This is a genomic window from Streptomyces dioscori (assembly GCF_003024195.1).
Classification (GTDB): domain Bacteria; phylum Actinomycetota; class Actinomycetes; order Streptomycetales; family Streptomycetaceae; genus Streptomyces; species Streptomyces dioscori.
Map to the genome: position 1 here is coordinate 125,771 of NZ_KZ679042.1, position 21,502 is coordinate 147,272.

General features: G+C 70.9%; 16 protein-coding genes. 9 read left to right on the plus strand and 7 right to left on the minus strand.

The window, feature by feature from the left end; translation table 11 throughout:
- Positions 1-17 precede the first annotated feature (17 nt).
- The 3 genes from C6Y14_RS14575 to C6Y14_RS14585 form a co-directional block, all read right to left on the minus strand.
- Complete coding sequence (locus C6Y14_RS14575; protein WP_225891076.1) at positions 18-1,493, minus strand: FG-GAP and VCBS repeat-containing protein; 1,476 nt, start codon at positions 1,491-1,493, stop codon at positions 18-20.
- A 202-nt stretch (positions 1,494-1,695) separates the two neighbouring features.
- A complete protein-coding gene (locus tag C6Y14_RS14580; RefSeq protein WP_107017081.1) occupies positions 1,696-2,088 on the minus strand; it encodes a cupin domain-containing protein in 393 nt (130 codons plus the stop codon).
- Positions 2,089-2,154: 66 nt separating this feature from the next.
- Positions 2,155-3,360 (minus strand): glycosyltransferase, encoded by a 1,206-nt coding sequence (locus C6Y14_RS14585; RefSeq protein WP_107017082.1) that lies wholly within the window; start codon positions 3,358-3,360, stop codon positions 2,155-2,157.
- Between the two features lie 318 nt (positions 3,361-3,678).
- Here C6Y14_RS14585 and C6Y14_RS14590 point away from each other — a divergent pair, with 318 nt between their 5' ends.
- Complete coding sequence (locus tag C6Y14_RS14590; protein WP_107017083.1) at positions 3,679-4,383, plus strand: glycosyltransferase family protein; 705 nt, start codon at positions 3,679-3,681, stop codon at positions 4,381-4,383.
- A 58-nt stretch (positions 4,384-4,441) separates the two neighbouring features.
- Here the strand turns inward: C6Y14_RS14590 and C6Y14_RS14595 are convergent, their stop codons facing one another.
- Together C6Y14_RS14595 and C6Y14_RS14600 are read right to left on the minus strand one after the other, a co-directional pair.
- Positions 4,442-7,165, minus strand: coding sequence for a glycosyl hydrolase (locus C6Y14_RS14595; RefSeq protein WP_404828790.1), 2,724 nt, complete (start codon positions 7,163-7,165; stop codon positions 4,442-4,444).
- A 233-nt stretch (positions 7,166-7,398) separates the two neighbouring features.
- A complete protein-coding gene (locus C6Y14_RS14600; protein WP_107017085.1) occupies positions 7,399-8,283 on the minus strand; it encodes an endonuclease/exonuclease/phosphatase family protein in 885 nt (294 codons plus the stop codon).
- A 184-nt stretch (positions 8,284-8,467) separates the two neighbouring features.
- On the opposite strand from C6Y14_RS14600, the gene C6Y14_RS14605 reads away from it, so the two are divergent.
- A complete protein-coding gene (locus C6Y14_RS14605; RefSeq protein ID WP_107017086.1) occupies positions 8,468-8,953 on the plus strand; it encodes a diadenosine tetraphosphate hydrolase in 486 nt (161 codons plus the stop codon).
- Between the two features lie 317 nt (positions 8,954-9,270).
- Positions 9,271-12,564, plus strand: a complete 3,294-nt coding sequence (locus tag C6Y14_RS14610) for a LamG-like jellyroll fold domain-containing protein (RefSeq protein WP_107017087.1) — start codon at positions 9,271-9,273, stop codon at positions 12,562-12,564.
- A 118-nt stretch (positions 12,565-12,682) separates the two neighbouring features.
- Here the strand turns inward: C6Y14_RS14610 and C6Y14_RS14615 are convergent, their stop codons facing one another.
- Complete coding sequence (locus tag C6Y14_RS14615; RefSeq protein WP_107017088.1) at positions 12,683-13,111, minus strand: hypothetical protein; 429 nt, start codon at positions 13,109-13,111, stop codon at positions 12,683-12,685.
- Positions 13,112-13,220: 109 nt separating this feature from the next.
- On the opposite strand from C6Y14_RS14615, the gene C6Y14_RS14620 reads away from it, so the two are divergent.
- The 4 genes from C6Y14_RS14620 to C6Y14_RS45015 are packed head-to-tail and all read left to right on the plus strand — an operon-like array spanning position 13,221 to position 19,011.
- Positions 13,221-14,690: a hypothetical protein gene (locus tag C6Y14_RS14620; RefSeq protein WP_107017089.1), complete on the plus strand. Its 1,470-nt coding sequence runs from the start codon at positions 13,221-13,223 to the stop codon at positions 14,688-14,690.
- Positions 14,687-16,051 carry a hypothetical protein gene (locus C6Y14_RS14625; protein ID WP_225891077.1) on the plus strand — a complete coding sequence of 455 codons (1,365 nt, stop codon included), beginning with the start codon at positions 14,687-14,689 and terminating at the stop codon, positions 16,049-16,051. The genes C6Y14_RS14620 and C6Y14_RS14625 overlap by 4 nt, the downstream gene beginning before the upstream one ends.
- Positions 16,052-16,054: 3 nt before the next feature.
- Positions 16,055-17,704, plus strand: a complete 1,650-nt coding sequence (locus C6Y14_RS45010; RefSeq protein ID WP_225891078.1) for a hypothetical protein — start codon at positions 16,055-16,057, stop codon at positions 17,702-17,704.
- A gap of 56 nt (positions 17,705-17,760) precedes the next feature.
- Entirely contained in the window at positions 17,761-19,011 is a 1,251-nt protein-coding gene (locus tag C6Y14_RS45015) for a CHAT domain-containing protein (RefSeq protein WP_225891079.1), read from the plus strand.
- 50 nt (positions 19,012-19,061) lie between these two features.
- On the opposite strand, the gene C6Y14_RS14635 is transcribed toward C6Y14_RS45015, so the two are convergent.
- Positions 19,062-19,937 carry a DUF3592 domain-containing protein gene (locus C6Y14_RS14635; RefSeq protein ID WP_107017091.1) on the minus strand — a complete coding sequence of 292 codons (876 nt, stop codon included), beginning with the start codon at positions 19,935-19,937 and terminating at the stop codon, positions 19,062-19,064.
- A 217-nt stretch (positions 19,938-20,154) separates the two neighbouring features.
- On the opposite strand from C6Y14_RS14635, the gene C6Y14_RS14640 reads away from it, so the two are divergent.
- On the plus strand, positions 20,155-20,433 hold the full coding sequence (locus tag C6Y14_RS14640) for a polyprenyl synthetase (RefSeq protein WP_107017092.1): 279 nt from the start codon (positions 20,155-20,157) through the stop codon (positions 20,431-20,433).
- Positions 20,423-21,478, plus strand: a complete 1,056-nt coding sequence (locus C6Y14_RS14645) for a polyprenyl synthetase family protein (RefSeq protein WP_107017093.1) — start codon at positions 20,423-20,425, stop codon at positions 21,476-21,478. Before C6Y14_RS14640 ends, C6Y14_RS14645 begins: the two co-directional genes overlap by 11 nt.
- Positions 21,479-21,502: the final 24 nt, after the last annotated feature.

Genomic DNA, 21,502 nt, shown 5'->3' on the forward strand with positions numbered 1-21,502 from the left:
CTGACAGCCGGCCCCGGTCAGGGGCTCTGCACGCCGGGACCGTTGTCGCCGCTGAGGTTCCAGCCGTATTCGGCCTGCGCCGACGGCGTCCCGAGGTCCACGGGGTTGTGCGCGGCCGACTTCGAGGCCGTCAGGCCGGCTGCCGCACCACGCAGCAGCCATACCGCGCCGCCGTTCCTGACCGTGCCGAGGTCCTCCCCCGGCGCGCCCGCGGTGAGGTCCGCCTTCCCGTCACCGGTCACATCCAGCAGCCGGACCGAGCCGCCGAACACGTCGTTCTTCTCGGCGACCCCCGGCACGTTCGCGGTGTCCTGGTGGAACGCCTGCGCGCCCGTGCCGGTGAGCCCGCCCCTGCCGCCCTTGAGGAGCACCACGGAACCGGCCCTGGCGACCGAGCCGATCGCCTCACCGGGGACGCCCACGGCCAGGTCGGGGTACCCGTCGCCGTTCGCGTCGCCCGCGCTCAGGCGCGCACCGAAGGCGTCGTTCTTCTCACTCACGCCGGGCACGCCCGCGGTCTGCTGCGTGATGGTCTGCGTACGCGTCTGGCTGGGACCCGCGGCCGAGCCGTAATAGATCTTGACGGTCCCCGGGTCGTCGACCATCTCCGTGTCGCCGCCCGGGAATTCGCGGGTGGCGAGGTCGGCGTAACCGTCCTGGTCGAAGTCGGCGACGGCCGTGGCGGACGCGGAGGACAGCCGCTGCGGGACGGTGGACAGGCCGTCCTTCGTGCCTCGCCACAGCTTGCCGCCCTCGGCGTGGTTCTCGTAGACGTAGAACGTCGCGAGGTCCTCGATGCCGTCGCCGTCGAAGTCGCCGGCCGCGGTGGAGGAGATGCTGTTGTCCGTGCTGAAGGCCAGCAGCGGCTGCTTGCGGGCGGGGGCGCCGGTGCGGTCGAACGGGCCGTACAGCACGTCGCGGTAGTCGTAGTCGTCGCCGTTGCGCAGGAACAGGTCCGTGTGGCCGTCCGCGTCGAAGTCGCCCGCGGTGATGTCCTCGCCGACCTCGGCGTTCGCCGGGGCGCCTGCGACGCGGACGGAGTCCTGGCCGGAGATTCCCGTCCTCCGCCCCCACAGGACGATCACCGATCCGCTGATGTTGTCCTCCGGCCGGTACTCGCGGCTCGTCACGGCCAGGTCGGTCAGGCCGTCGCCGTCCAGGTCCCGGGGAACGAGCGCGTAGCCGAACGCGCCGTTGTCGGCGGGGGCGCCGGGGACACCCGGGGTGTCCTGGGTGATGACGGTGGCGTGGGCCGTGTCGAGGCCGTTCGCCGAGCCGTAGGTGATGGTGAGGTAACCGGCCCAGGCGTGGCCACCCACCGTGGCGCCGGGTGCGGCGACGGCGATGTCCTGGTAACCGTCGCCGTTGAAGTCCTCACGCACGGCGGTGGCGCGCTCCGCGGCGGACGCGGTGCCCGCGACGATCTGCACACTGAAACTGCCGGTCAGAGCGGCGACCACTGCGGTCGATACGGCCAGTCTGCGGATACCCACAAGTCCTCCTGGAAGCACGCGGCTTCGAGGCCGCTCACGGGTGACGTTCGCCTGTGAGACATGCGGGAACGGCCGATGGTTGCGCGGCGAACACGACGTGAACGGATGACACCGGTCACGCCGAGTCAGTGGGCCCCTGCCGGCAGGCGCATGTGGCTGAGCACAGCACATGTCCCAGGCCGTGTACGAGCAGAGACCGTGTTCAGCTCTGCGGTGCTGTGCGCTCTTCGTCGCGCGGTACGGCGTATCCGGGCACGGAGGGCCACCGCACGGTCAGGACGACGGACTCGTCCTCCGCGACCCAGGAGTGGTCCACTCCCTGGCCCCACACGACGTAGTCGCCCTGTTCCTCCAGCAGCACGCTACGACCGGGGAACTCCATGCGGAAGCGGCCCGAGACGAGCACGAGGAGAGCTGTCCGCACCTCGCCCTCCACCCACTGCGCCCGTTCCTCGCCCCGTGGGTGAACGCCCCACTTGACCTCCAGGGCATCGCTGTGGCGAGGGTCGCCGTGCTCCTTGAAGTGTCCGAGCAGCCAGCCCCGGTCCAGGGCCGCGTCCTTGCCGGCGTTGCCCACGTACACACTCTCTTCCATGCGCCCGAACGCTAGCAGCCGACGTCAGCGCGGCACGGGGTGCGGCCCCGGCCGGATCGGCCTCGCTCACCGGAGGGAGTCGACCAGCAGTCTCGCGGCCACCTCCGCTCCGTCGGTGTGGATCCTGGGGCCCAGATCCGCCGCCCTCGCCCGCGTCCCGGGTGCCAGGGCCGTCTTGACCGCGAGGGTGAGTGCGTCGTCGGTGAGTGTCGAGCCGTCGAGGGCCGCGCCGATGTCCAGGGCCGCCACCCGGCTCGCCCAGTAGGGGTTGTCCGCCAGTTGAAGTGGGACCACCACCTGCGGCACGCCCGCGCGGGCCGCCGTCAGCGTCGTACCGGCGCCGCCGTGGTGCACTACCGCGGCCACCCTGCCGAACAGCGTCCGGTGGCTGACCTCGCCGATGGTGAAGCAGTCGTCCCGGTCCTCGGCCACGTCCAGGTCCGCCCAGCCGCGGGAGACGAGGACGCGCTGCCCCTGTGCGCGGAGCTCCTCGACGGCCCTGCGGGCGATGTCCGGTGCCGGGCGCAGGCTGCCGAAGCCCACGTAGACGGGCGGTGCGCCGGCGTCGAGGAACGCCAACAGGTCGGCGGGGAGCGGGCGTTCGTCGGGCAGGCCCCACGCGCCCGTCTGTATCACGTCGAGGTCAGGGGTGTCCGGCCACCGGCCCAGGACCGGGTCCGCCGCCAGCCACGGCCGGTCGGAGTAGACGTGGTCGCGCACGTTGTCCACGGGTGACAGGCCGAGCGCTGCCCGGTGGCCGTTGAGTGTCTCGGCGAACTGCGCGTTCACCTGCTGGGCGTCCAGCTTCCACCGGGTCAGGTTGTCGGCGGTCTCCGGTTGGGGCCAGCCCGGCCGGGGCGGCGGCGCATGGTGCGGTGACGGCAGGTTGACCGCCGAATAGCTCGCGTACACATAGCGGATGCCCGCGGCCTCGGCCACGGACCGCGCTCCGATCTGTGCCAGGCCGGCCACCACGAGTGCGTCGCACCCTTCGACCGCCGCGGGCAGGACGTCGAACTGCGCGTCGACCAACTCGTTCCGGTAGCGGGACAGTTCGGCTGCCGGGGGCAGACTTGTCCCGCGCATCATGGCCCGCACGGGCGGCCCGACCGGGACCAGGCGCACACCGATGTCCGCCAGCCGCCGCACGAACTCCTCGTCCGGCGGGGCGCACATCCGTATCTCCACACCGAGCGCCTGTAACCGCACCGCGAGGGCCACCAGCGGTTCGACATCGCCGCGCGTCCCGTATGTGGACAACAACACCCGCATCGTGCACCCTCTTTCGCTCCGGCCTGCCACGCGTTCGGCCCATGCCTGCCCATGCGCATCCGTGGCCACACGGGTTTCACCCGGCACCGGTCGACGACGGCTCCTCGGCCCGAGGCGGGTGTGCGCCGCCGGGTACGGCGCCGTGGTGGCCGACGCGGACGATCCCGTCGCTCCACGCCCTCTCGCGCGGGACCGGCCCGATGGCTACCGTGATCGTCGGCGTGCCTTCAGACCGACGGACCGACGCCGGTCCTGGGCGCCCGTACCCGCCGACGCGTGCAAGGTTCCCTGTCGTCAACACAACCTGAGAGCGGCTCAATGCATAGACCGTCCGCGCCCGTCCCCGATGTCTCGATCATCTTGCCCTGCGCCGGATTCGGAACCCGCTTCAGAGCGCCCTACTCGAAGGAGCTGCACTGCCTGGCTCCCGGGGTCACCGTGCTGGACCGCAGCCTGGAGGCCGTCGTCGAACTGGCCAAGAGCGGACTCAATGTGCGCCTGGTCGTCGTGTTCGGGACGCACAAGCTGGACACGGTCAGCTATCTGACGCGCTACGCCGACACCCTTCAACTCGTCTTCGTCCACCAGGACCAGTCGTTCGAACCGGACCTGGACGGCGCGATCCGGTCCGCCCTGCCCATGACGCGGGGGCCGGTGGCCCTTGTCCTGCCTGACATCGTTGTCTCCGGTCCGGGAAGCGCCGGCAGTCTTTTTGCCGCCCTGCAGCAGGTGGAGGTGGCGGGTTGGAGTGTGGTGGCCGCCGAGGAGCGGGATCCCGACACCCTGCGGCAGATGGGCGCGCTGGCCCTGGTCGGGGGTGACGGCGTCACGACGGTCGCGGCGGCCACCGACAAGCCGGTGGATCCCGCGGCCTTCAACGCGTTCTGGGGCATGGTGGCGGTCACCGAGGACGAGGCACACCGCTTACCCGACGTCGTGCGAAAAGGGGCGGACAGTCCACTCGTCGGGGCGGTCGCCCTCCTGGTGGAGGGCATCGTCAACTACAACACCGTCGACGGCTGACACGCCGATGCGGCGGGCAAGGGCTCACGCCGTTGCCCGCCGCGGACGTCCGGCCGGTTCAGCTGTACGGGATGACCAGCACCGATGTGTCCGTGCCCGTCTGCAGTTTCGACGAGCCGTTGCCGATGGCGTTCCACACTTCGAGGCGTACGGTGCCGCCGTCCAGGTCGCCTGCCGTGCCCGTGGACGCCTTGAGGCCGCGCGCCTGCGTGTACTCCTCCCAGCCGGAGACCGGGTCGGTCGCGAAGTAGTTGTACGTCTCGGTGCGATCGAAACTGCCGTCGCCGGTCAAGTCGTAGCTGATCCGGGCCTGTTGGCCGAGTCCGACGGCGGTTCCCGCGTCCACCTGGAGCCGGAACGCGCTCTGGGCGCCGGGGGTGAGGGTGCCGTCCACACCACGGACCTCGTAGACGAGGGGCTGGTACGGGGTGCCGTCGTGGTTGGTGCCGCCGGCGGAGGCGATGGTGTCGCTGCCCGCCGTGCCGCCGGTCGCCGTGGTCAGTGCGCCGCCGGTACGCAGCTGGAAGGTGTTGCCGTTGCCGGTCGGCGGGTCAGGATCGGGGTCGGGATCCCCTGAGCCGGTACCGGTGCCGGTCGCGGTGGAACGGGCCGGTACGGCAAGGGTCTTGCCGTCGGAGAAGGTGACGGTACGGGCCGTCGATCCGTAGTTGTGGGCGGCGTACGTCCGGGCGGTGCCCTTGGTGAAGACGGCCGAGGTGGGGATGTCTCCGGTCACGGTGGCGTCCGGGGCGCCGACGGTGTCGAGGGTGTTGATCCAGTGGTAGGTGTGCGCCTTCGACTCCCCCTGTTCCGGGGTGTAGCCGGCGTTGCCCGCGTCCCACTTGGTCTTGGCCGCGCCCGGGTCGGCGAGGGACTGGAACTCCCAGAGGATGTCCCGCCATTCGACGGCCGGGCCGCCGTTCTCCCGTTCCATCTCGGCGATGTTGCGCCGGATCGCGGCCTTCTCACCGCCGAGGTGGAGCGAACCGCCGGTCACGGGAAGGACGTTGATGCCGTGGATCTCCTCGGGGTTGGCGGTCCACCAGGTCGCGTAGGCGGCGCCGCTGCCCCAGACCATGCCGGCCGTGTCCTTGGTGAACGAGGACGGGAAGACCTGCTCGTCGGCGTCGAACCAGTACTGGGCGATCGACTCCGACTCGGTGGTCAGCAGATAGGTGCCCAGGTCGCGCAGCGAGGTGTCGCCGGTGGCGGAGCCCCACAGGACGAGGGCCGCGCTGAGGTTGGTCGACTCGGAGGACGACTCCTGGTTGTTGCCTGCGGCGAAGCCCTGGTGCCCGGAGGCCCAGCTGTGGCCCGCGTAGACGTCGAAGCCGCGCAGGAAGGGGTAGGCGGTGTCGGTACGGCTGGGGTTGGCGGCGTCCCGTACGAGGGCCTTGACCATGCCGCCCCAGGCGGAGTCGGCGGCCCAGCTCTGGTCGTACTGGGCGACGATCGCCGCCGCGTACACGTAGTAGCTGTAGTGGAAGTGGTGGTCGTTCAGCTCGGTGTCGCTGCCGTAGGAGGCGGGGTAGCCGGTGAGCGTCTTCCAGTCCTTGTCATAGCTGAACTCGTTCGCGCCGCCTGCCGTGAACCAGTCCTGGAGCTTGCCCTTCATCAGTCCGAGGAGCTTGTCGCGGGTGCCGGTCTCACCGATCTGGTCGGCGAGCGGGACGAGTTGGGCGAGACGGCCGAGGGCCTTGCCGGTCCAGTAGGTGTCGGAGGCTCCGGAGAACGGGTCGGAGGCGTTCACGACCTCGTTCAGATAGCCGCGCAGCCTGGCCGTGTCCACGCCGCTCGACTTCGGCAGCCCCGGCAGTACGGCCGACGCCTTCTGGCTCGTGGTGAAGGAGGCCGACTCACGGACCTTCATGGTCCCGCGCGGCGAGACGTAGGTGTACGAGGTCAGGGCGTCCGTGGTGTTCAGCCACTGGTGGCGGTAGAGGGCCTGGAGCGTGCCGCGCTCGGTGCCCTCCTTCGCCTCGGTGGTGAGCGTGTAGGCGGCCTTGACGGTGCCACCGGCGTAGCTCCAGGTCGCCTTGGAGTCGGTGACGAAGCTGTAGGCGTACTTCTTGAAGGTCGCCAGGGCGTCGGTGGACGGCAGCACGGCGACGGAGAAGTAGTCCTTGGAGCCGAGGCCGGCGGTGACGGTGGAGCCGGCGACGTTCCAGTCGCTGCCGGTCGGCGCGAAGAGGGCGTAGTGGTGTCCGGCGACGGTGATGCCGAGGACGTTGCCCTGGTCGGCGAAGACGGCGGGCGCCGCGGCGGTGGTGATCTGGGCGTTGCCGCCCGTGCCCTTGGCGTATACGAACGGGGAGCCGTGGCCGATCGTGGTGCGCAGGGTGCGGGTGCCGTCGGACCACTGGGGGGTGACCGTCCAGTCGGACCAGCTGTCGGCCTTCGTGTCGGGCGAGTTGAGGCCGGTGAGCCCGATGGTGAGGTCGCGCTTGTGGGCGTACTCGTACTGGCGGCCGTCGCCGACGATCGCGGGGGTCGTCGGATAGCCGACGTCGAGGCCGCCGGACGCGGCCTGGTAGGTGAGGGGGTGCCCGTACATGGGGGTCGAGTACGGGTTGTCGCCGTAGCGCTGGAAAGCGAGGGAGGACCACCAGTCGTTGGTGGGGACGGGCTTGTCCTTGGCGGCGGCGGTCAGCTTGGGGGTGACCGGCGCTCCGGTGTTGGTGGTGGGCCCCGATGTGCCGGCGGGCCGGGTGTCGGAGTAACTGCCGGAACCGACGGGCACGGTGGCGGCTGCCGCTGGTACGGCGGCCGGGCCCAGGCCCACGGCGACAAGGGCTGAGGCCAGGAACAACCCGGCTGCCGGCCTGATGTGGGGGGGATGGCATGCGGCACCTCAAGTCTCGCGCGACGGGTGCCTGAGAGCGCTCTCAGGTGAGCGCAACGTAAAGCCTTTGTAATGGACGTGTCAATACGTTGAACACAACGGGTGCGGCATGGCAGTGGCGAACGTGTGGTGCGTTCGCATCTTGACGGGGTGACGACGGTCCGGAGGCGGCCTCAACCGCTCTTCCGCGCCGTACCCAGGTCCAGATCGCCGTACACCATGTGGTGGTCCGAGTACCGCGTCGGATGGACGCGGTGAGCGAGCGGACCGATGCCGCGCAGGAAGATGTAGTCGAACTTGCTCTGCCAGTCGGTGGTCGGCTTGCAGTCGCCGGAGTACGAGGAAGGCAGGCAGCCGGGGTCGACGTCCGTGGCCAGTTTCCATATCGGGGCGAGTTCGGGGGCGCTGGACACGGCGTTGAAGTCGCCGATGACGATCGCGCGGTCGTGGCGTTCGATCTCGGCGGCGAGTATGGCGGTCTGGCCTGCTCGGACCGCCTCCTGACGCCGTTGCGCGAGGTGGGTGTTGAAGAGACGGACGGACTGACCGCCCACGGTCGTGGTGACCGCCAGGTACCCTCGGTCCTCGGATCCGCCGTCCGGATACTCCTTGCGGACGACGTCGGTCATGGGCGCCGCGGAGAGAATTGCCTGCCCGAAGGCTCCCGGGCTCCACGGCAGCCCCCCGCAGCGGCCCCAGTTCTGCAGCACCGACCCGTATGCGACGTGATAGACCAGCCCGTGACGGCTCTCCAGATAGTCCCGGGTCCGCTCGACGTCGCGCACGCACGCCTCTTGCATACCGATGACCTGCGGGGCGTACCTGGCGATCTCCGCCGCGCGGTCGGCGCTGCTCTCGTCGCAGGGGTTGCAGATGTTCCATGTCATGACGCGGTTCGGTACGACGTCCGCGGTGGCCTCGCTCCGCAGCGAGTTGGCGAAGGGGCCGTCGACCGGCCCGCTGCGGCCGAGGAGGACCAGGCAGGCCAGGACCAGGACGCCCACGAGCAGACGCATGCTCCTCGTCAACACGATCCCCTCCTCGATGCGTACGTCCATGAACGAACACTTCCGTGAACGTGTACGTCCGTGAACGTCTACGTCCGTGAACGAGCGCGTCCACGAGCCTGTACGTCCATGACATTCGCCGTCTTCACGGACGAGGGTATTCGAGAAATTCGTGGACTTCCCTGGGCCCGTCGGCTCGGAAGCGGCTTCGCCGTGCGTGGGTAGGGTCCCCGGCATGGGTGACGACTGGCGGACGGACCGGATCGGAAGTGCGCTGCGGGGTGCGAATCCCACCGTTCTGCGGCGTCTCGAAGCGGGCTTCGCGGTGATCGGGGACGTTCAGTTCCTGCCGGGCTACGCGGTGCTTCTGACGGATGACGTGACGGTGGGGCGGCTGTCGGAGCTGCCGAGAGTGAAACGTATGGCGTTCTTGTCCGACATGGATCGCCTCGGCGAAGCGGTCGAGCGCGCGTGCGCCCGTCTGGATCCGGCTTTCCGGCGGGTGAACCTGGAGATTCTCGGCAATACCGACGCCTATCTGCATGCGCATGTGTGGCCGCGGTTCGCGTGGGAGCCGGCGGAGCACGTCGGCCGGCCGGTCTGGCTGTATCCACGCGAGAGGTGGAGCGACGAGCGGTCCGCGCTCGGTCCACGGCACGATGCGCTGCGGACGGTGATCGGCGAGGAGTTGGACCGGTCGGGGCCGGCGCGCCGACGCTGACGCTGACGCTGACGCTGACGGGGCGGCCTGATCACCCGGCCGCACACCCAATCCCTCTTCCCCACCGACCACTTCGCCTCGTCCGCTCGCCCCCGCGCAACCCACTTCACCGCTTCCGGTGACGCCATGACACCACGACACCTCTTCTCCGTGACGCCGGGCAACAGAGTGCTGCACGAGGTCTGGACAGGTTCCTGTGAGCGTGTTGTCATACCGCAGGCAGAGGGTTTCCAACGTTGGAAAGGCCGTACCCGAGCACCCCGTTACCCTGCTTCGGCAGTCGGACGCGGTGCGGCCTCAATGCGAGGAAAGGTTCGATGACACGACACGGCACCCGCCCCAGAACCAGGAACAGAGCCAGAGTCCGAGTGCTGGCGCTGTTCGCCATGGCGGCCCTCGTGCTGCCACCGAGCGGAATGCTGCCCGTCGCGGCGGCTTCGGAGTCGGCGAGCGGAGCTTCGTCCGCGTCCGCCGCCGAGCAGGCCGCCGTGGTGACGCACGGCCTCAAGGGCGAGTACTTCAGCATGTCGGCGCCCGGTGCCCGGGACTTCGCCGAACTCGGTGGTACGACGCTCGACCCGCAGATCAACTTCTCCGGTCTCACCGACACGTTCAAGGAGCTGACCGGCAAGACCGAGCACACCACCGCCCGTTGGACGGGCCAGATCGAGGCGCCGGCCACGGGTGACTACACCTTCTACGCCATCGGCGACAACGGCTTCCGCCTCTGGATCGACGACCAGCCCGTCATCGACCACTGGGTGGGCGACTGGGACAAGGAACAGACCAGCCAGGCCGTCAAACTGACCGCCGGCGAGAAGCAGTCGTTCCGGCTGGAGCTGTTCCAGGACACCGGCGGCGCCAACATGTACCTGCGCTGGTCGACGCCGACGCTGGCCAAGCAGGTCGTGCCGATGTCCGCGTTCACCCCGCCGGCCGACTTCGAGGTCTTCCCGGTGGAGTACACCGTCGCCGAGAACGGGACGCGGCTGCGCGCCCGGTTCGAGGGCAAGGTGGGCAGCCTCCAGGCGGTCAAGGACCATCTGAAGGTCGAGGCCGACACGACGGCCATGCCGATCAAGTCGGTCACGTCCGTCCCCGGGGACTCCTCCTCCGTCTACGTCAACCTGTCGGAGCCGATCCAGAAGGCCCAGCTGGTACGGGTCTCCTACGACGGTTCCGGCGGTCTGACGGTCGGTGGCAAGGCCGTACCGAAGGTCATCCGGTACGCGGAGAACGCCTCCACCCACCGTCTCACCACCAAGTGGGGCGACAAGGTCGACAAGAAGCACCCGCTGCCCGAGTACCCGCGTCCGCAGCAGAAGCGGTCCAAGTGGGAGAACCTCAACGGGCCTTGGCAGTTCAGCGCCGCCAAGGCGGGCGAGGAGCCGGTCTTCGGCAAGAACCTCGGTGAGAAGATCACCGTGCCGTTCCCGGTCGAGTCGCAGCTGTCCGGCCTCGAACGGCACGAGGACCACATGTTCTACCGGCGGGTCGTCGACGTGCCCAAGAGCTGGAAGGTCGGCAAGGACAACCGGTCGAACCGGCTCAAGCTCAACTTCGGCGCCGTCGACTACCAGTCCCGCGTCTACGTCAACGGCAAGAAGGTCACCGAGCACACCGGTGGTTACAACGCCTTCAGTGTCGACATCACGGATGCCCTGAAGGGGAGCGGCAAGCAGGAGATCGTGGTCGCCGTCACCGACACCGGTGGCGCGGACCAGCCCATGGGCAAGCAGTCCACGAACCCGGGCGGCATCTTCTACACGCAGACCTCCGGTATCTGGCAGACCGTGTGGATGGAGCCGGTCGCTCCCGCGGCGATCGAGAACATCGTCACCACGCCCGACATCGACACCGGCACCCTCGCGGTGACAGTGGACGCCGAGGGTGCGTCCTCCGCCGCCCGCGTCGAGGCCGTCGCCCGTGACGTCCACGGCAAGGTCGTCGGGAAGGTCAGCGGCGCGGCCGACAAGAAGCTGACCCTGCCCGTGGCGAAGCAGCACCTGTGGAGCCCCGACGACCCGTACCTGTACGACCTCGACGTGACGTTGACCGACGGCAGGTCGAGCGACAAGGTGCGCAGCTACTTCGGGATGCGGAAGATCGCCGTGGAGAAGGTGGGCGGCTTCAACAAGCTGGTCCTCAACGGCAAGCCGGTCTTCTCCCTCGCCACCCTCGACCAGGGCTTCTGGCCCGACGGTCTCTACACCGCGCCCAGCGACGACGCCCTCGCCTTCGACCTGGAGGCGCACAAGAAGCTCGGCTTCAACGCGGTGCGCAAGCACATCAAGGTGGAGCCTGCGCGGTGGTTCTACCACGCCGACAAGCTCGGTCTGCTCGTCTGGCAGGACTTCGTCTCCGGGAACATCACCAACGAGACCGGCCAGAAGGCGTTCGTCGACCAGGGCCGCGAGGTGATGAAGCAGCACCACAACTCGCCCGCCGTGATCGGCTGGATCGTCTTCAACGAGGGCTGGGGCGAGTGGAACCGCGAGGAGACGGGCCGTATCACCGAGGCCGTCCAGGCCGCCGACCCGTCGCGTGTCGTCAACGCCCACAGCGGTGTCAACTGCTGCAACTCGAAGGGTGACTCGGGCAAGGGCGACATCATCGACCACCACGACTACAACAACGACGACCCGCCCTTCCCCGACGACAAGCGGGCCGCCATGGACGGCGAGCACGGCGGCTTCACCCTCCGCTCCCCCGGCCACATGTGGCCCGGTGCGCCGACCGTGATCTACAGCGGTGTCACCACCAAGGCGGAGCTGACCCGCAAGTACGTCGAGAACACGGAGAAGTTCTACGTCGAGCAGGCCGGCGCCGAACTGTCCGGTTCGGTCTACACCCAGATCACCGACCTGGAGAACGAGCTCAACGGTCTCTACACGTACGACCGGCGCGACATCAAGATGGACGCCGCCGAGGTACGGAAGGTCAACCTCAAGGTGATCGCGGCCGGTGCCGCGGCCGGTACGAAGCAGAAGCTGAAGGGCGGGCACTGGACCCTCGACGAGGGCACCGGCACCACCGCCAAGGACACCGGGCCCGGCAAGAACCCCCTCACGCTCCGCGAGGGTGCTTCCTGGACCGACGGTGTCAACGGCAGCGCTCTGAAGTTCGACGGCCAGAAGCAGTACGCGGAGACCGCTGGTCCGGTGCTCGACACCAGTGGCAGCTACTCGGTGTCCGCCTGGGTCCGGCTCGACGGGATCCCCGGCAACTACGGCACGGCCGTCAGCCAGGACACCCGCGCCCTGGCCAACTCGTTCTACCTGCAGTACGGACACGGCAACTTCGCCTTCAGCACCCCGGGTGAACGCCGCGCCCAGGTGGCCGTCGCCGCGGAGACGGGGCGCTGGTACCACCTCGTGGGCGTCCGGGACGCGGCCACCAACGAGATCAAGCTGTACCTCGACGGGAAGCTCGCGGCGACGACCACGGGCGGCGCCGCCCTCGGGAGCACCGGCCCGCTGACGGTCGGCCGGGCCCACTGGGACGGCACGAACGTCGACTTCTGGAACGGCGCGGTCGACGAGGTCCACGCCGTGGACCGGGCACTCAGCGCCGAGGAGGTGAGCGCCCTCCACGGCGACGAGAAGCCGTAACGGACAGCGCGCACACCGGTTGTCCCTGCGACTGTCCTGGTGATGGTCCCGGTGATGGGAGGCTTCCTCCCGTCGCCGGGACCATCGCTGTGTGCGGCCGTACCAGGGGCACGGGGTCTCACGGAGTCACGCCGTCCCCCGCGTAGAGGTAGCCGCCCGGCCGGGCGGGGTCGGCGATCAGGAGCACCTGGTCGCCGGTGCGCGGTATACGCAGTTTGGAGACGACCGTCCGGAGCGCGACCGTGCCGGTGGCCGGGCCGGACGGCTGGACGACCAGGTCCACGACCGGGTCGAAGTTGACCAGCCTGCCGGTGTCGCCGATCGACACCACGACCGCGGGGATCGTCGGCACTCCCATCGCCAGCAACTGCTGCACGTTCACACCGGAGTTGTACGCGCCGATCGACTGCTGCACCTTGGCGAAGTCCTCGCTGCCGAGGAACGCCCGCGTCGCACGCCCGTAGAAACCCTTGCCCTCGGCCACCTGCCCCGCGATCTCGGCGGCCCGCTCCTCGCGGCTCCTGCGGCGCTTCCCGAAGATTCCCATGCTGTGTCTCCCCTTCTCTGTCCTGGCCCTGACCAGGACAGTAGGGAGGAGGGATCTCCTACCGATCCCAGGTTCGACCGCTTGTTCCACCACCACGTAATCTCGGGCCATGCCGTCCCCGAGCCAGTCGCCGCCGACCCAGTCGCCGCCGGCCGACGAACGCCGTCCGCGTGCCATGGTCATCGACCGTGCGTGGCGCGGTCTCGGCGCGCGGTCCGGCCTGGAATCGCTGAGCGGCCCCGGCGGCGCGCCGCTGACCCGGACCGTCAAGCTGATCGTGCTGCCGCTGATCATCAGGCCCGCGCTGCGGCCCGAGCTCGCCGCCGACTTCCTCGGCGCAGGAGAGACCGCTCAACTCGACTCCCTGATGAGGGAGTCGGGTGCCCTTCTGCACGCGACGGCGCAGTGGTTCACGGTGCTCAAGAAGACGCGGCGAGCCCTGGGGATCACAGCGGGCAACCCCCAGGATCTCTATTTCCAGCGCTGCTTCGAGCTGGCGACCGAACACGGGCCTCCCGCCGCCTCCGCCGGTGCGGACACGGTGGCGCGCAGCGTGGTCGAAGACATCGCGGACGCGGGCGGCGGGCGCACGGTGGAGGCGTTGAAGGAGTACCTCGACGACGCCGACCGGCGTACTCGTCTCGACGCACGGCTCGCCGCCGCATGGGATACCCGGTGGGCCGTCCCGAACGCCGACGCGGGCGAGTCGGCGTTTCACCTGGCAGCAGAGGTTCTCGATGCCGTCGCCAGGCCCGGATCGGGCACTGACGTGGGCACGGACGCGGGTTCGTCGGCCTGCTCCGCCATGCTGGCAGCCGGGCACGGGAGCCGGCTCGGGCAGGCCGTGCGGACCGGCACCGATGGGGTCTGGGGGCGTGCCGACCTGCCCGCGCACCTGGGGCTGAGCGCGCATCCCGTGCCGAACCGGCCCGAGGTCGGTCACGGCGCGTCGACCGCCACGCTCCCGGCGCCGTTCGACCGCACCCTCTTCGAGCGGCTCTTCACCGTGCTCCAGGCATCGGCGCACCGCGAGGAACTGCCGGCGGTGCCCGAACTCGTCCGGCGCGAGGTCGGCCGCAGCTGCGCGCCGCTCGGCCTGTACGACGAGAGCCTGCGCGTCGCCGTCGTCCTGGGGGGCCGACTCGCGGTGGGCCTCGATCCCCTGGGTCTCGATCAGCGGGGGCACCATCCGCTGGGCCCTGGGGAGACCGAGCCTGGCCGGACGGCGGCGCATCGCATCGTCAACAGCCGTTGGCAGCGGGAGGCTTCGGTCCTGCGGGCCCGCAGAATGACGGTCTCCTCCCGGCCCGACCCGGACGGCGGGCAGCTGAGCGCCCTCGCCCAGGACCTGCGCACCCCTTGGGTGGCGTACATGCGACGGCTGTGGGTGCGGCTGCACGGGCGCGATGTCCGTGACGCGGCGCTGCCCGACGCGGCGTCGGCCTGGACCGTGCTCGACGGGGTCGCCCGCTCGGTGATGATGGACCACCGCGCGAGGGTGCGGACGGCACTGCGCGCCCTGTCGACGAGCACCGCAACGGCGCGGGTGGCGGCGGCGCACGAGCCGAGGAGCGCATGATGCCGGGGGCAGGCGGCGGCACCGGCGTCCGTGTCACGCGGGCCGCGGACGGCACCGTACAGATCGCCGTTCCCGCCGCGCCGGGACCCGCGTTCGTCCGAGCCGTTCTCGATGTCGCCGGTGCTGTCCTGACCTGGCCGGTCCTCGGTACAGCCGCCCTTCCCGCAGCGGAGGTTCACGATCCCGGCCGGGCGCAGCAATGGCTGTGGGCGGTCTACGGCGAACGCACCGCTGCCGCCGTGCACGCTCTCGCGGCGGTGCCGCCGGGAGTCTCAGTCGATGTCGCGCCGCCGGAGTCGCCGGAGTCGGAGACCGCGCTCGCGGGGTACGCCGCCCGGCTCGCCCTCGGCCACTGGGCGGCCCGGTGGTGGCCCGCGTCGTACACGGACGGCATTCCCGCGCTCGAACCGGACTTGCTGGGAATGGAGTTGGCCGCGCTCACCCATCGCTGCCAGCAGCTCTTCGACGATCCCGAGGACCAGCCCGACGGTGATCCGGCCGAACTGCTGGAAACGCATCAGGCCGCGTTGGACTCACTGGTCCGGTGGTGGCAGGCGGCGCGGGAGTCCGCGTCCGGCCCGGTGCGGCAACTCGACGGTGTCCTACGGCTGATCGACGACGCGGCGGACTGCGCCGGAGTGGCGGGGGACGCGGTGCGCCGGCTCCGGTCGGCCCTGGAAACAGGTGCGCCGTACGACCCGCGCGGGTCGCATGAGCTCCGGACTCCGCTCGGCCTCGGCAGTCTGTTCGCCCGCTCCGGCGGCTACGCCCTCGCGGCGGGTGAACGGCTTGTCCCGGGCGGCCGGGTGATCGCCCGGGGTTCGGGGACCAATGACTGGCGCCGCTACCCGCCCGGTTTCGTCGACCCGTCCGAGAGCGCGGTGTCCTGGACCGTCTCCGCGGTCGGCGCCGGAAGAGTGATCGAGGTCGAGGCCGTCGCCGACGTCGCGGCGCCCGTCGGCGGCGTGCGACTCGCGGCGGAGGTCCGTGTGGAGGGCGGACCGCCGACCCTGGTGTCACTCGCCCGCCGCGGCGATGTGTGGGCGGGCCGGGCGGACCTCGATGTCCCGGCTTCACTGCCGCCGCGTACCCGTGTCGAGGTCGGTGTCCTGTTGCCCGGCTTCGACCCTGACCCTGACCCCGAGCTCGACCCCGAAGCCGACACCGAACCCGGACCGGGCCCCGGTACCGACGGCGCCGACGGGCGCGCCGACCGTGACGCCGTCCGCGCCCTCGCGCGACACCGGCTGGCAGCCGCGGCCCTGCCCGAGCCGCAGGGCACGTACCCGCAGCCGTTTCCCGCGCCCTTCCTCGCCGAGATCGTCGCCGCCGCCACCGCTGACGCAGGGGAGGACTTCTGACCCATGCGGAACGACGAACCGGACACCGAACCGCAGGACGCTTCAAGGCCGCAGCCCCAGCCGCAGCAACCCCCGACGCTGTACGGGGAGCCCTTCGACAGCGGCTTCGAACGCGCCGAGCACCACCAGCTGGCCCCGGACCTCCCCGCCGCACAGGCCGTCTACGCCGAACTGCTCGCCGTCGCCGAGTCGTTCGAGGACTCCCCCGATGTGCGGTTGCTGCGCGGACATCTGCTGTCGAACATCGCGGCGGTGCAGTTGACGGCCACGGATCTGCCCGGTGCGGGCGTCTCCGTCCAACGGGCCCTAGGTCTGGTGCGTGGTCTGGCGGACGTGCCGATGGGGCCGCGAGGCCGCCAGCTGTGGCTGGAGATCCTGCTCAAGACACTCAAGGCCGACGCCGAGCTGTCCCGCCGGACCGGCGATCTGGACGCGGCACTGGCGACGGTGGAGGAAGCGGCGGCCCTGCTGCCCGGGTTCGACGACCCCGAGGGGCTGCGCACCGCCGAGTTCGGCCTCGCCCGGGTGCATCTGCTGCTGGACCGCAGCGAGTGGGGCGCCGCCGAGGAGCTGGCCTCGGCGCTGCTGCCCACCACGCCCGCGATCGAGTCCCAACTGCTGGACTGCCTGGGAGTCATCTGCGCCTCGACCGGGCGGGTCCAACCCGCCGAGGACTGGTTCGCCCGCGCGGACGAGGGGTATCTGGCGCTGGGTGACACCTCCGGGCGTCAGCAGGTGATCTCGCATCGGGCGTACGCGGCGATGCGCGCCGGCGACCTCGACCGGGCGGAACGGCTGTACGCCGAGGCTTCCGCGATCTTCGAGCGGCAGGGCCGGTTCGAGGATCTGGCGGTCTGCGAACAGGCCCGCGCCTTCCTCGCCGAACACCGGGACGACCCCGGCAGGAGCGAGGCCCTGACGGCATCCAGTCTGGCCCGTTTCGAACAACTCGGCGCCATGATCGCCGCCGCCGACACCATGCTGCTCGGTGCTCGGCAGGCCTACGAACGCGGTGACATCGACGAGATGAAACGCCTCGCCCAGGGCGCCCGCGACGTGTACCAGGAGCGCGCACTGTACGAGCGCTGCGCCCAGGTGGACCTGATGCTCGCCAGGACCCTTGAGGACAACCTGAACCGGACGGACCACGGCGGCCACGAGCGGAGGTCGGTGGACACCGCGCTCTCGCTCGCCCTGCCCGCCGCGCTGGCACTGGAGGCCGCACGCTACGACTTCGCCGGCGCGCACGCGCGGAGCCAGTGGCTGCAACTGGCCGACGACGCCATGCGGTTGGCCTTCCGGCTCGCCCTGCGCCGCCAGGACCAGGGCCTGATCTTCGAACTGGTGGAACACCGGTGTGCGGGCGCGTCGCTGGTCCTGAGCCCCGCGGACCGTATGCCCCAGGACGTCTTTCCGGACGCCGCGATGAAGACGTACGCGCCCGCCGACGACGACAGCCCGATGGCGCTGGGCGGTGTGGCGGCCGAGGCCGCCGCCTCCGTCGGTCTGCGGGTCGCGCCGCCGCCGAGGGTGCGGATGGCGGAGGGGACGGGCCGTACAGCGCTGCAGGAGTACATCGAGGCGGCCGAGTTCCGCTATCACCGGCGGATCGTGAGTGAGGAAGAGGTGCCGTTCTGGTCGCCGACGAACTGACGCACCCGAACCCGCCGGTGGTCCAGGTCCGGCTGGCCGACGCCGGAGACCTCCATATGACATGGACGTGGGTCAGCGGGGTCCAGGGGTTCGGCACCGGGTACGCACCCGCCGCCGACGTGGACGAGGCGATCCGCGCGCTGGGTGCGGCACTGCCGGGCGTGGGCCAGGACGGGGTCGGAGGCGAGGGCGCGGAGGGGATGCGGCGCGCGTTCGAGTCCGGCGCGCTGGCCTCGTACGAGGAGGAGCGCCGCCTCGCCCGCCTGCTGGCCGAGGCGTTGTGGCCGCCGGGTCTGACCGACCAGATCCACCAGGTGTCGGCGCGTCTGGGCCGTCCGCTGATCCGCCTCCAGCCGTCACCCAGGGTCGCCCAGGTGCCGTGGGAGCTGCTGGCCGTGGGCGCTGTGAAGGGTGATGGCGATGTCCGGCTCATCGATCTCGCGGACATCGCCACGTCGGTGCCGGCCTCGCTGCGGCGGCCCGGCGCCGCCAGTTCCAGCTCAGCGACCCCGGACGCCGATACGGCCTCGGACGCCGTCGTCCTCGTCCTGGACCCCCGCGTGCCCGGTTTCCGTGCCGACTCCCAGCTCGGATCGGTTCTCGGACGGCCCGGTTCGGACCCCGCGCTGCTGTCGCTCGTACAGCGCCGCCTCGACACGGGAGCCGTCGTACCGCCCGTCGCCACGCCCGCCGAGGCCCTGCGCCGTACGGACCTGGACCGCGACTGGCTCAGCGAGGTGCTCCGCAGGGGCCCACGGCGGCTGATGTACGTGGGGCATGTGAGCGGTGCGCCGGTCGAGGGCGGCCGGAGCGAGGACGTCACCCTCCATCTGTGCTGCGGCCCGCGGACCACCGGACTGACCGAACCGGTCCGCGCCCACCGGCCGTTGTCGGCCAAGGACCTCCTGCTGGGTACGCTCCCGCTGCGCGCGGACGGCGTACCGGGAGCGCAGTTGTGGCCCGCACCGGAGCGCGTCGCGCTGATCGCCTGCGAGAGCGGCGGCGATCTCCGTTTCGCCGAGTCGTTCGGCCTGGCGTCCGCGATGATCCACAACGGGGCCCGGCTGGTCACCGCCACCCGCTGGGTGCTGCCGACCAGCTTCGCCTTCCACCGGCTGGCCGGTCTGCCCGAGGCGGTTCGTCCGCTCACGGACGTCGTCATCGCCGTCGACGACGCCCATGAGCATCCTGATCCCGTGCGGCACCTCGGTGCCTGGCAACGGGAGCAGCTGGACCGCTGGCGCACCGGCGGCAGGATCGAGCACGCGCCCCTGCTGTGGGCGGCCGTCACCTGCATCGTCAGGTGAGAGGGTCGAGGGCGTGCGTCGTCAGGTGACAGCCGGGGGCTCGTGCCTCGTCAGGTGACGGGCAGGAGGCCGTTGAGAAAGGCCGCTCCCAGCGCGATCGCGGCGATCCCGGCGAGCAGCAGACACATGACGAACCTGACCGCCGCCGCCCGCTCGCGGCGGTCGTGGTCGAGGTCGGGGGTGAAGACGGCCGGGTCGCCGGGCGCGTAGTGGATCGTGAGGTCGCGGTCGAGGGACAGAGCGGGCCGTGCGATGCCCTCCCGGCACAGCGCGGTGACGTGGACCCCCTCGCGGGTGGTGAAAGCGACGACGGGCGCGTGATTGACGATCTCGTCGCCCTCTCCGTCGGTGTGCACGTCCTTGGTCACGGCGACCACGCGGCCAGGAACGGCGACCGCCCCGTCCAGCAGAGCGGCGCGGGCGCGCGCGTGCTGCCGGTCCCGGCTGAGCGCGCCGACGACGAGCAGGAGCCCTCCGAGGCAGATGAGCCCGTCCGGCCAGCCACGCACGACGAACGCCTGGACGACCAGCCCCACGAACAGCAGGAGGAGCATGCAGTGCGGGCCGCCCAGCCCCCGCTCCTCCCCCGCCTTGTCCAGCATGAGGTGGAACCGCTCCGGGCGGCGGCGCGGATAGCGCACGGGGAACTCCTGGCCCACCCAGGCCGCCGCCACGACATGGCCGTTGCGTCCCGTGTGCCGCAGCCTGAACTCCCGCCCGGTGAAAGGGTCCTGGAAGGCGACGGTCACCGGGATCCCGGGCCTCTTGGAGTCGCCGTGGGCCGGCCGGTGCACCTCCACGACCCGCGCCGTCACCCACACCGCACGCTGGGGCCGCGTCAGCCGGGCGAGCGAGCACGCGTAGCCGACCAGGGCGGTGCCCGCGGGCACCGTCCACCACAGTTCGAGCGTCCCCTGCACATTCATCCGGCGACGCTCCCATCGCGGCGGCTCCTACCGATCCCAGGTCGGGCCGGGGCGTGACGCCTTCCGTGGTGGGCCGGCGACGACCGTTGATCCGTACGGCCAAGCGAGGTGATCACTCGATCGTGAGTTCCTGCCGTCCTCTGCCCGGTATGTCGTGATGCTGGGAGGAACGGCGTGCGACCGGCGCCGTCCGGATGTGCTGTGGGTGGGGAGTGGCGTGACGCGAGCGACAGAACGACGCGGGGGCCCGGACGAGCGGGCCGTCCTGCTGGTGGCGGGCCTGGCCGAGCTGACGGTGAGCACGGTGGGGTCGGCCCTGGGGGCCGTGCGGGGGCTGCTGCGGCGCTCGGACGCCGCGGAGCTGGCGGCGGAGGCCGAGCACGATCTGCTGGCGCGCGGGCGCCTGGTGCTGGACCGGTATGCGGCCGTGCCGCCGGCGCACCTGGAGATCCTCGCCCGGCGCGCGTCGGCCCGGCGGGCCTCCGATGACGTCTGACCGATCGGAGCCGGCCGCGTTCAAGAGCCGCGTCGACGAGGTGCTGCACGCCTACGTCGCCCAGGAGGCCGGGCAGTTGGCGGCGATCGATCCGGCGCTGGGACCGGTGGCCACGCAGGTGGAGGCGGCGGTCGCGGACGGCAAACGGCTGCGGGCGGCCTTCTGTTACTGGGGCTGGCGCGCGGTGGGACAGCCGGACAGCGACGCGCTGGTGCGGGCGGCGGCCTCCATGGAGCTGGTGCACGCCGCCGCGGTCGTGCACGACGACCTCATCGACGACAGCGCGTTACGGCACGGGCGGCCCACCGCCCACATCGCGCTGCGCGGTGCCGTACGCCGTCGCCCGCGGGGCGTCGCCGCCGCCAGGTCGCTGGCGCTGCTGGTGGGGGATCTGCTGATGGGACTGGCCGGGCAGCTGTTCGCCACCAGTGGGCTGCCCGCTGCCTATCTGGCGCGGGCCCGCCCGTTGTGGTCGGTGCTGGCCCGTGAGCTGATCGCGGGTGAGTGCCTGGAGATCCTGCGGACCGGCGACGAGCCGGACGTCACGGCGTCGCTGAAGGTGATCCGGTACAAGACCGCCAAGTACACCGTCGAACATCCCCTGTTGATCGGCGGCGCCCTGGCCGGGGCGGGCCAGCGGCTGCGCGAGGGCTACTCCGCGTACGGGCTGCCGCTGGGCGAGGCGTTCCAGCTGCGGGACGACCTGCTGGGCCTGTTCGGGGACCCGCGTCGGACCGGCAAGGCCAACGCCGACGACGTACGCGGCAGGCGTCCTACGGCCCTGCTGGCGGAGACCTGGCGTCTCGCCGGTGCCGACGACCGGGAGCGGCTGCGCGCCCTGCTGGGCCGGCGCGACCCGGACGGGGACGGCCTGCGCGCGGTACGCGAGGTGATGCTGCGGCTGAAGGCACCCGACCGCGTCGAGGCCATGATCACCGCTCGGGTCGAGGAGGCTCTCGGCGCGCTGGACGAGCTGGACGTCCCCGCGCAGGCGGCCACGGCCCTGACCTCGCTGGCCCACTCGGCGGCCGCCCGCCTCTCCTGACCCTCACGAGGACCCCTGCCCTCA

Excerpts from the sequence above, each read along its gene's own strand:
- C6Y14_RS14600 (WP_107017085.1), bottom strand. The coding sequence starts at position 8,283 with ATGGACGTACGCATCGAGGAGGGGATCGTGTTGACGAGGAGCATGCGT.
- C6Y14_RS45015 (WP_225891079.1), top strand. The coding sequence starts at position 17,761 with ATGACATGGACGTGGGTCAGCGGGGTCCAGGGGTTCGGCACCGGGTAC.
- C6Y14_RS14645 (WP_107017093.1), top strand. The coding sequence starts at position 20,423 with ATGACGTCTGACCGATCGGAGCCGGCCGCGTTCAAGAGCCGCGTCGAC.
- C6Y14_RS14625 (WP_225891077.1), top strand. The coding sequence starts at position 14,687 with ATGATGCCGGGGGCAGGCGGCGGCACCGGCGTCCGTGTCACGCGGGCC.
- C6Y14_RS14585 (WP_107017082.1), bottom strand. The coding sequence starts at position 3,360 with ATGCGGGTGTTGTTGTCCACATACGGGACGCGCGGCGATGTCGAACCG.
- C6Y14_RS45010 (WP_225891078.1), top strand. The coding sequence starts at position 16,055 with ATGCGGAACGACGAACCGGACACCGAACCGCAGGACGCTTCAAGGCCG.
- C6Y14_RS14620 (WP_107017089.1), top strand. The coding sequence starts at position 13,221 with ATGCCGTCCCCGAGCCAGTCGCCGCCGACCCAGTCGCCGCCGGCCGAC.
- C6Y14_RS14615 (WP_107017088.1), bottom strand. The coding sequence starts at position 13,111 with ATGGGAATCTTCGGGAAGCGCCGCAGGAGCCGCGAGGAGCGGGCCGCC.
- C6Y14_RS14610 (WP_107017087.1), top strand. The coding sequence starts at position 9,271 with ATGACACGACACGGCACCCGCCCCAGAACCAGGAACAGAGCCAGAGTC.
- C6Y14_RS14605 (WP_107017086.1), top strand. The coding sequence starts at position 8,468 with ATGGGTGACGACTGGCGGACGGACCGGATCGGAAGTGCGCTGCGGGGT.
- C6Y14_RS14590 (WP_107017083.1), top strand. The coding sequence starts at position 3,679 with ATGCATAGACCGTCCGCGCCCGTCCCCGATGTCTCGATCATCTTGCCC.
- C6Y14_RS14580 (WP_107017081.1), bottom strand. The coding sequence starts at position 2,088 with ATGGAAGAGAGTGTGTACGTGGGCAACGCCGGCAAGGACGCGGCCCTG.
- C6Y14_RS14635 (WP_107017091.1), bottom strand. The coding sequence starts at position 19,937 with ATGAATGTGCAGGGGACGCTCGAACTGTGGTGGACGGTGCCCGCGGGC.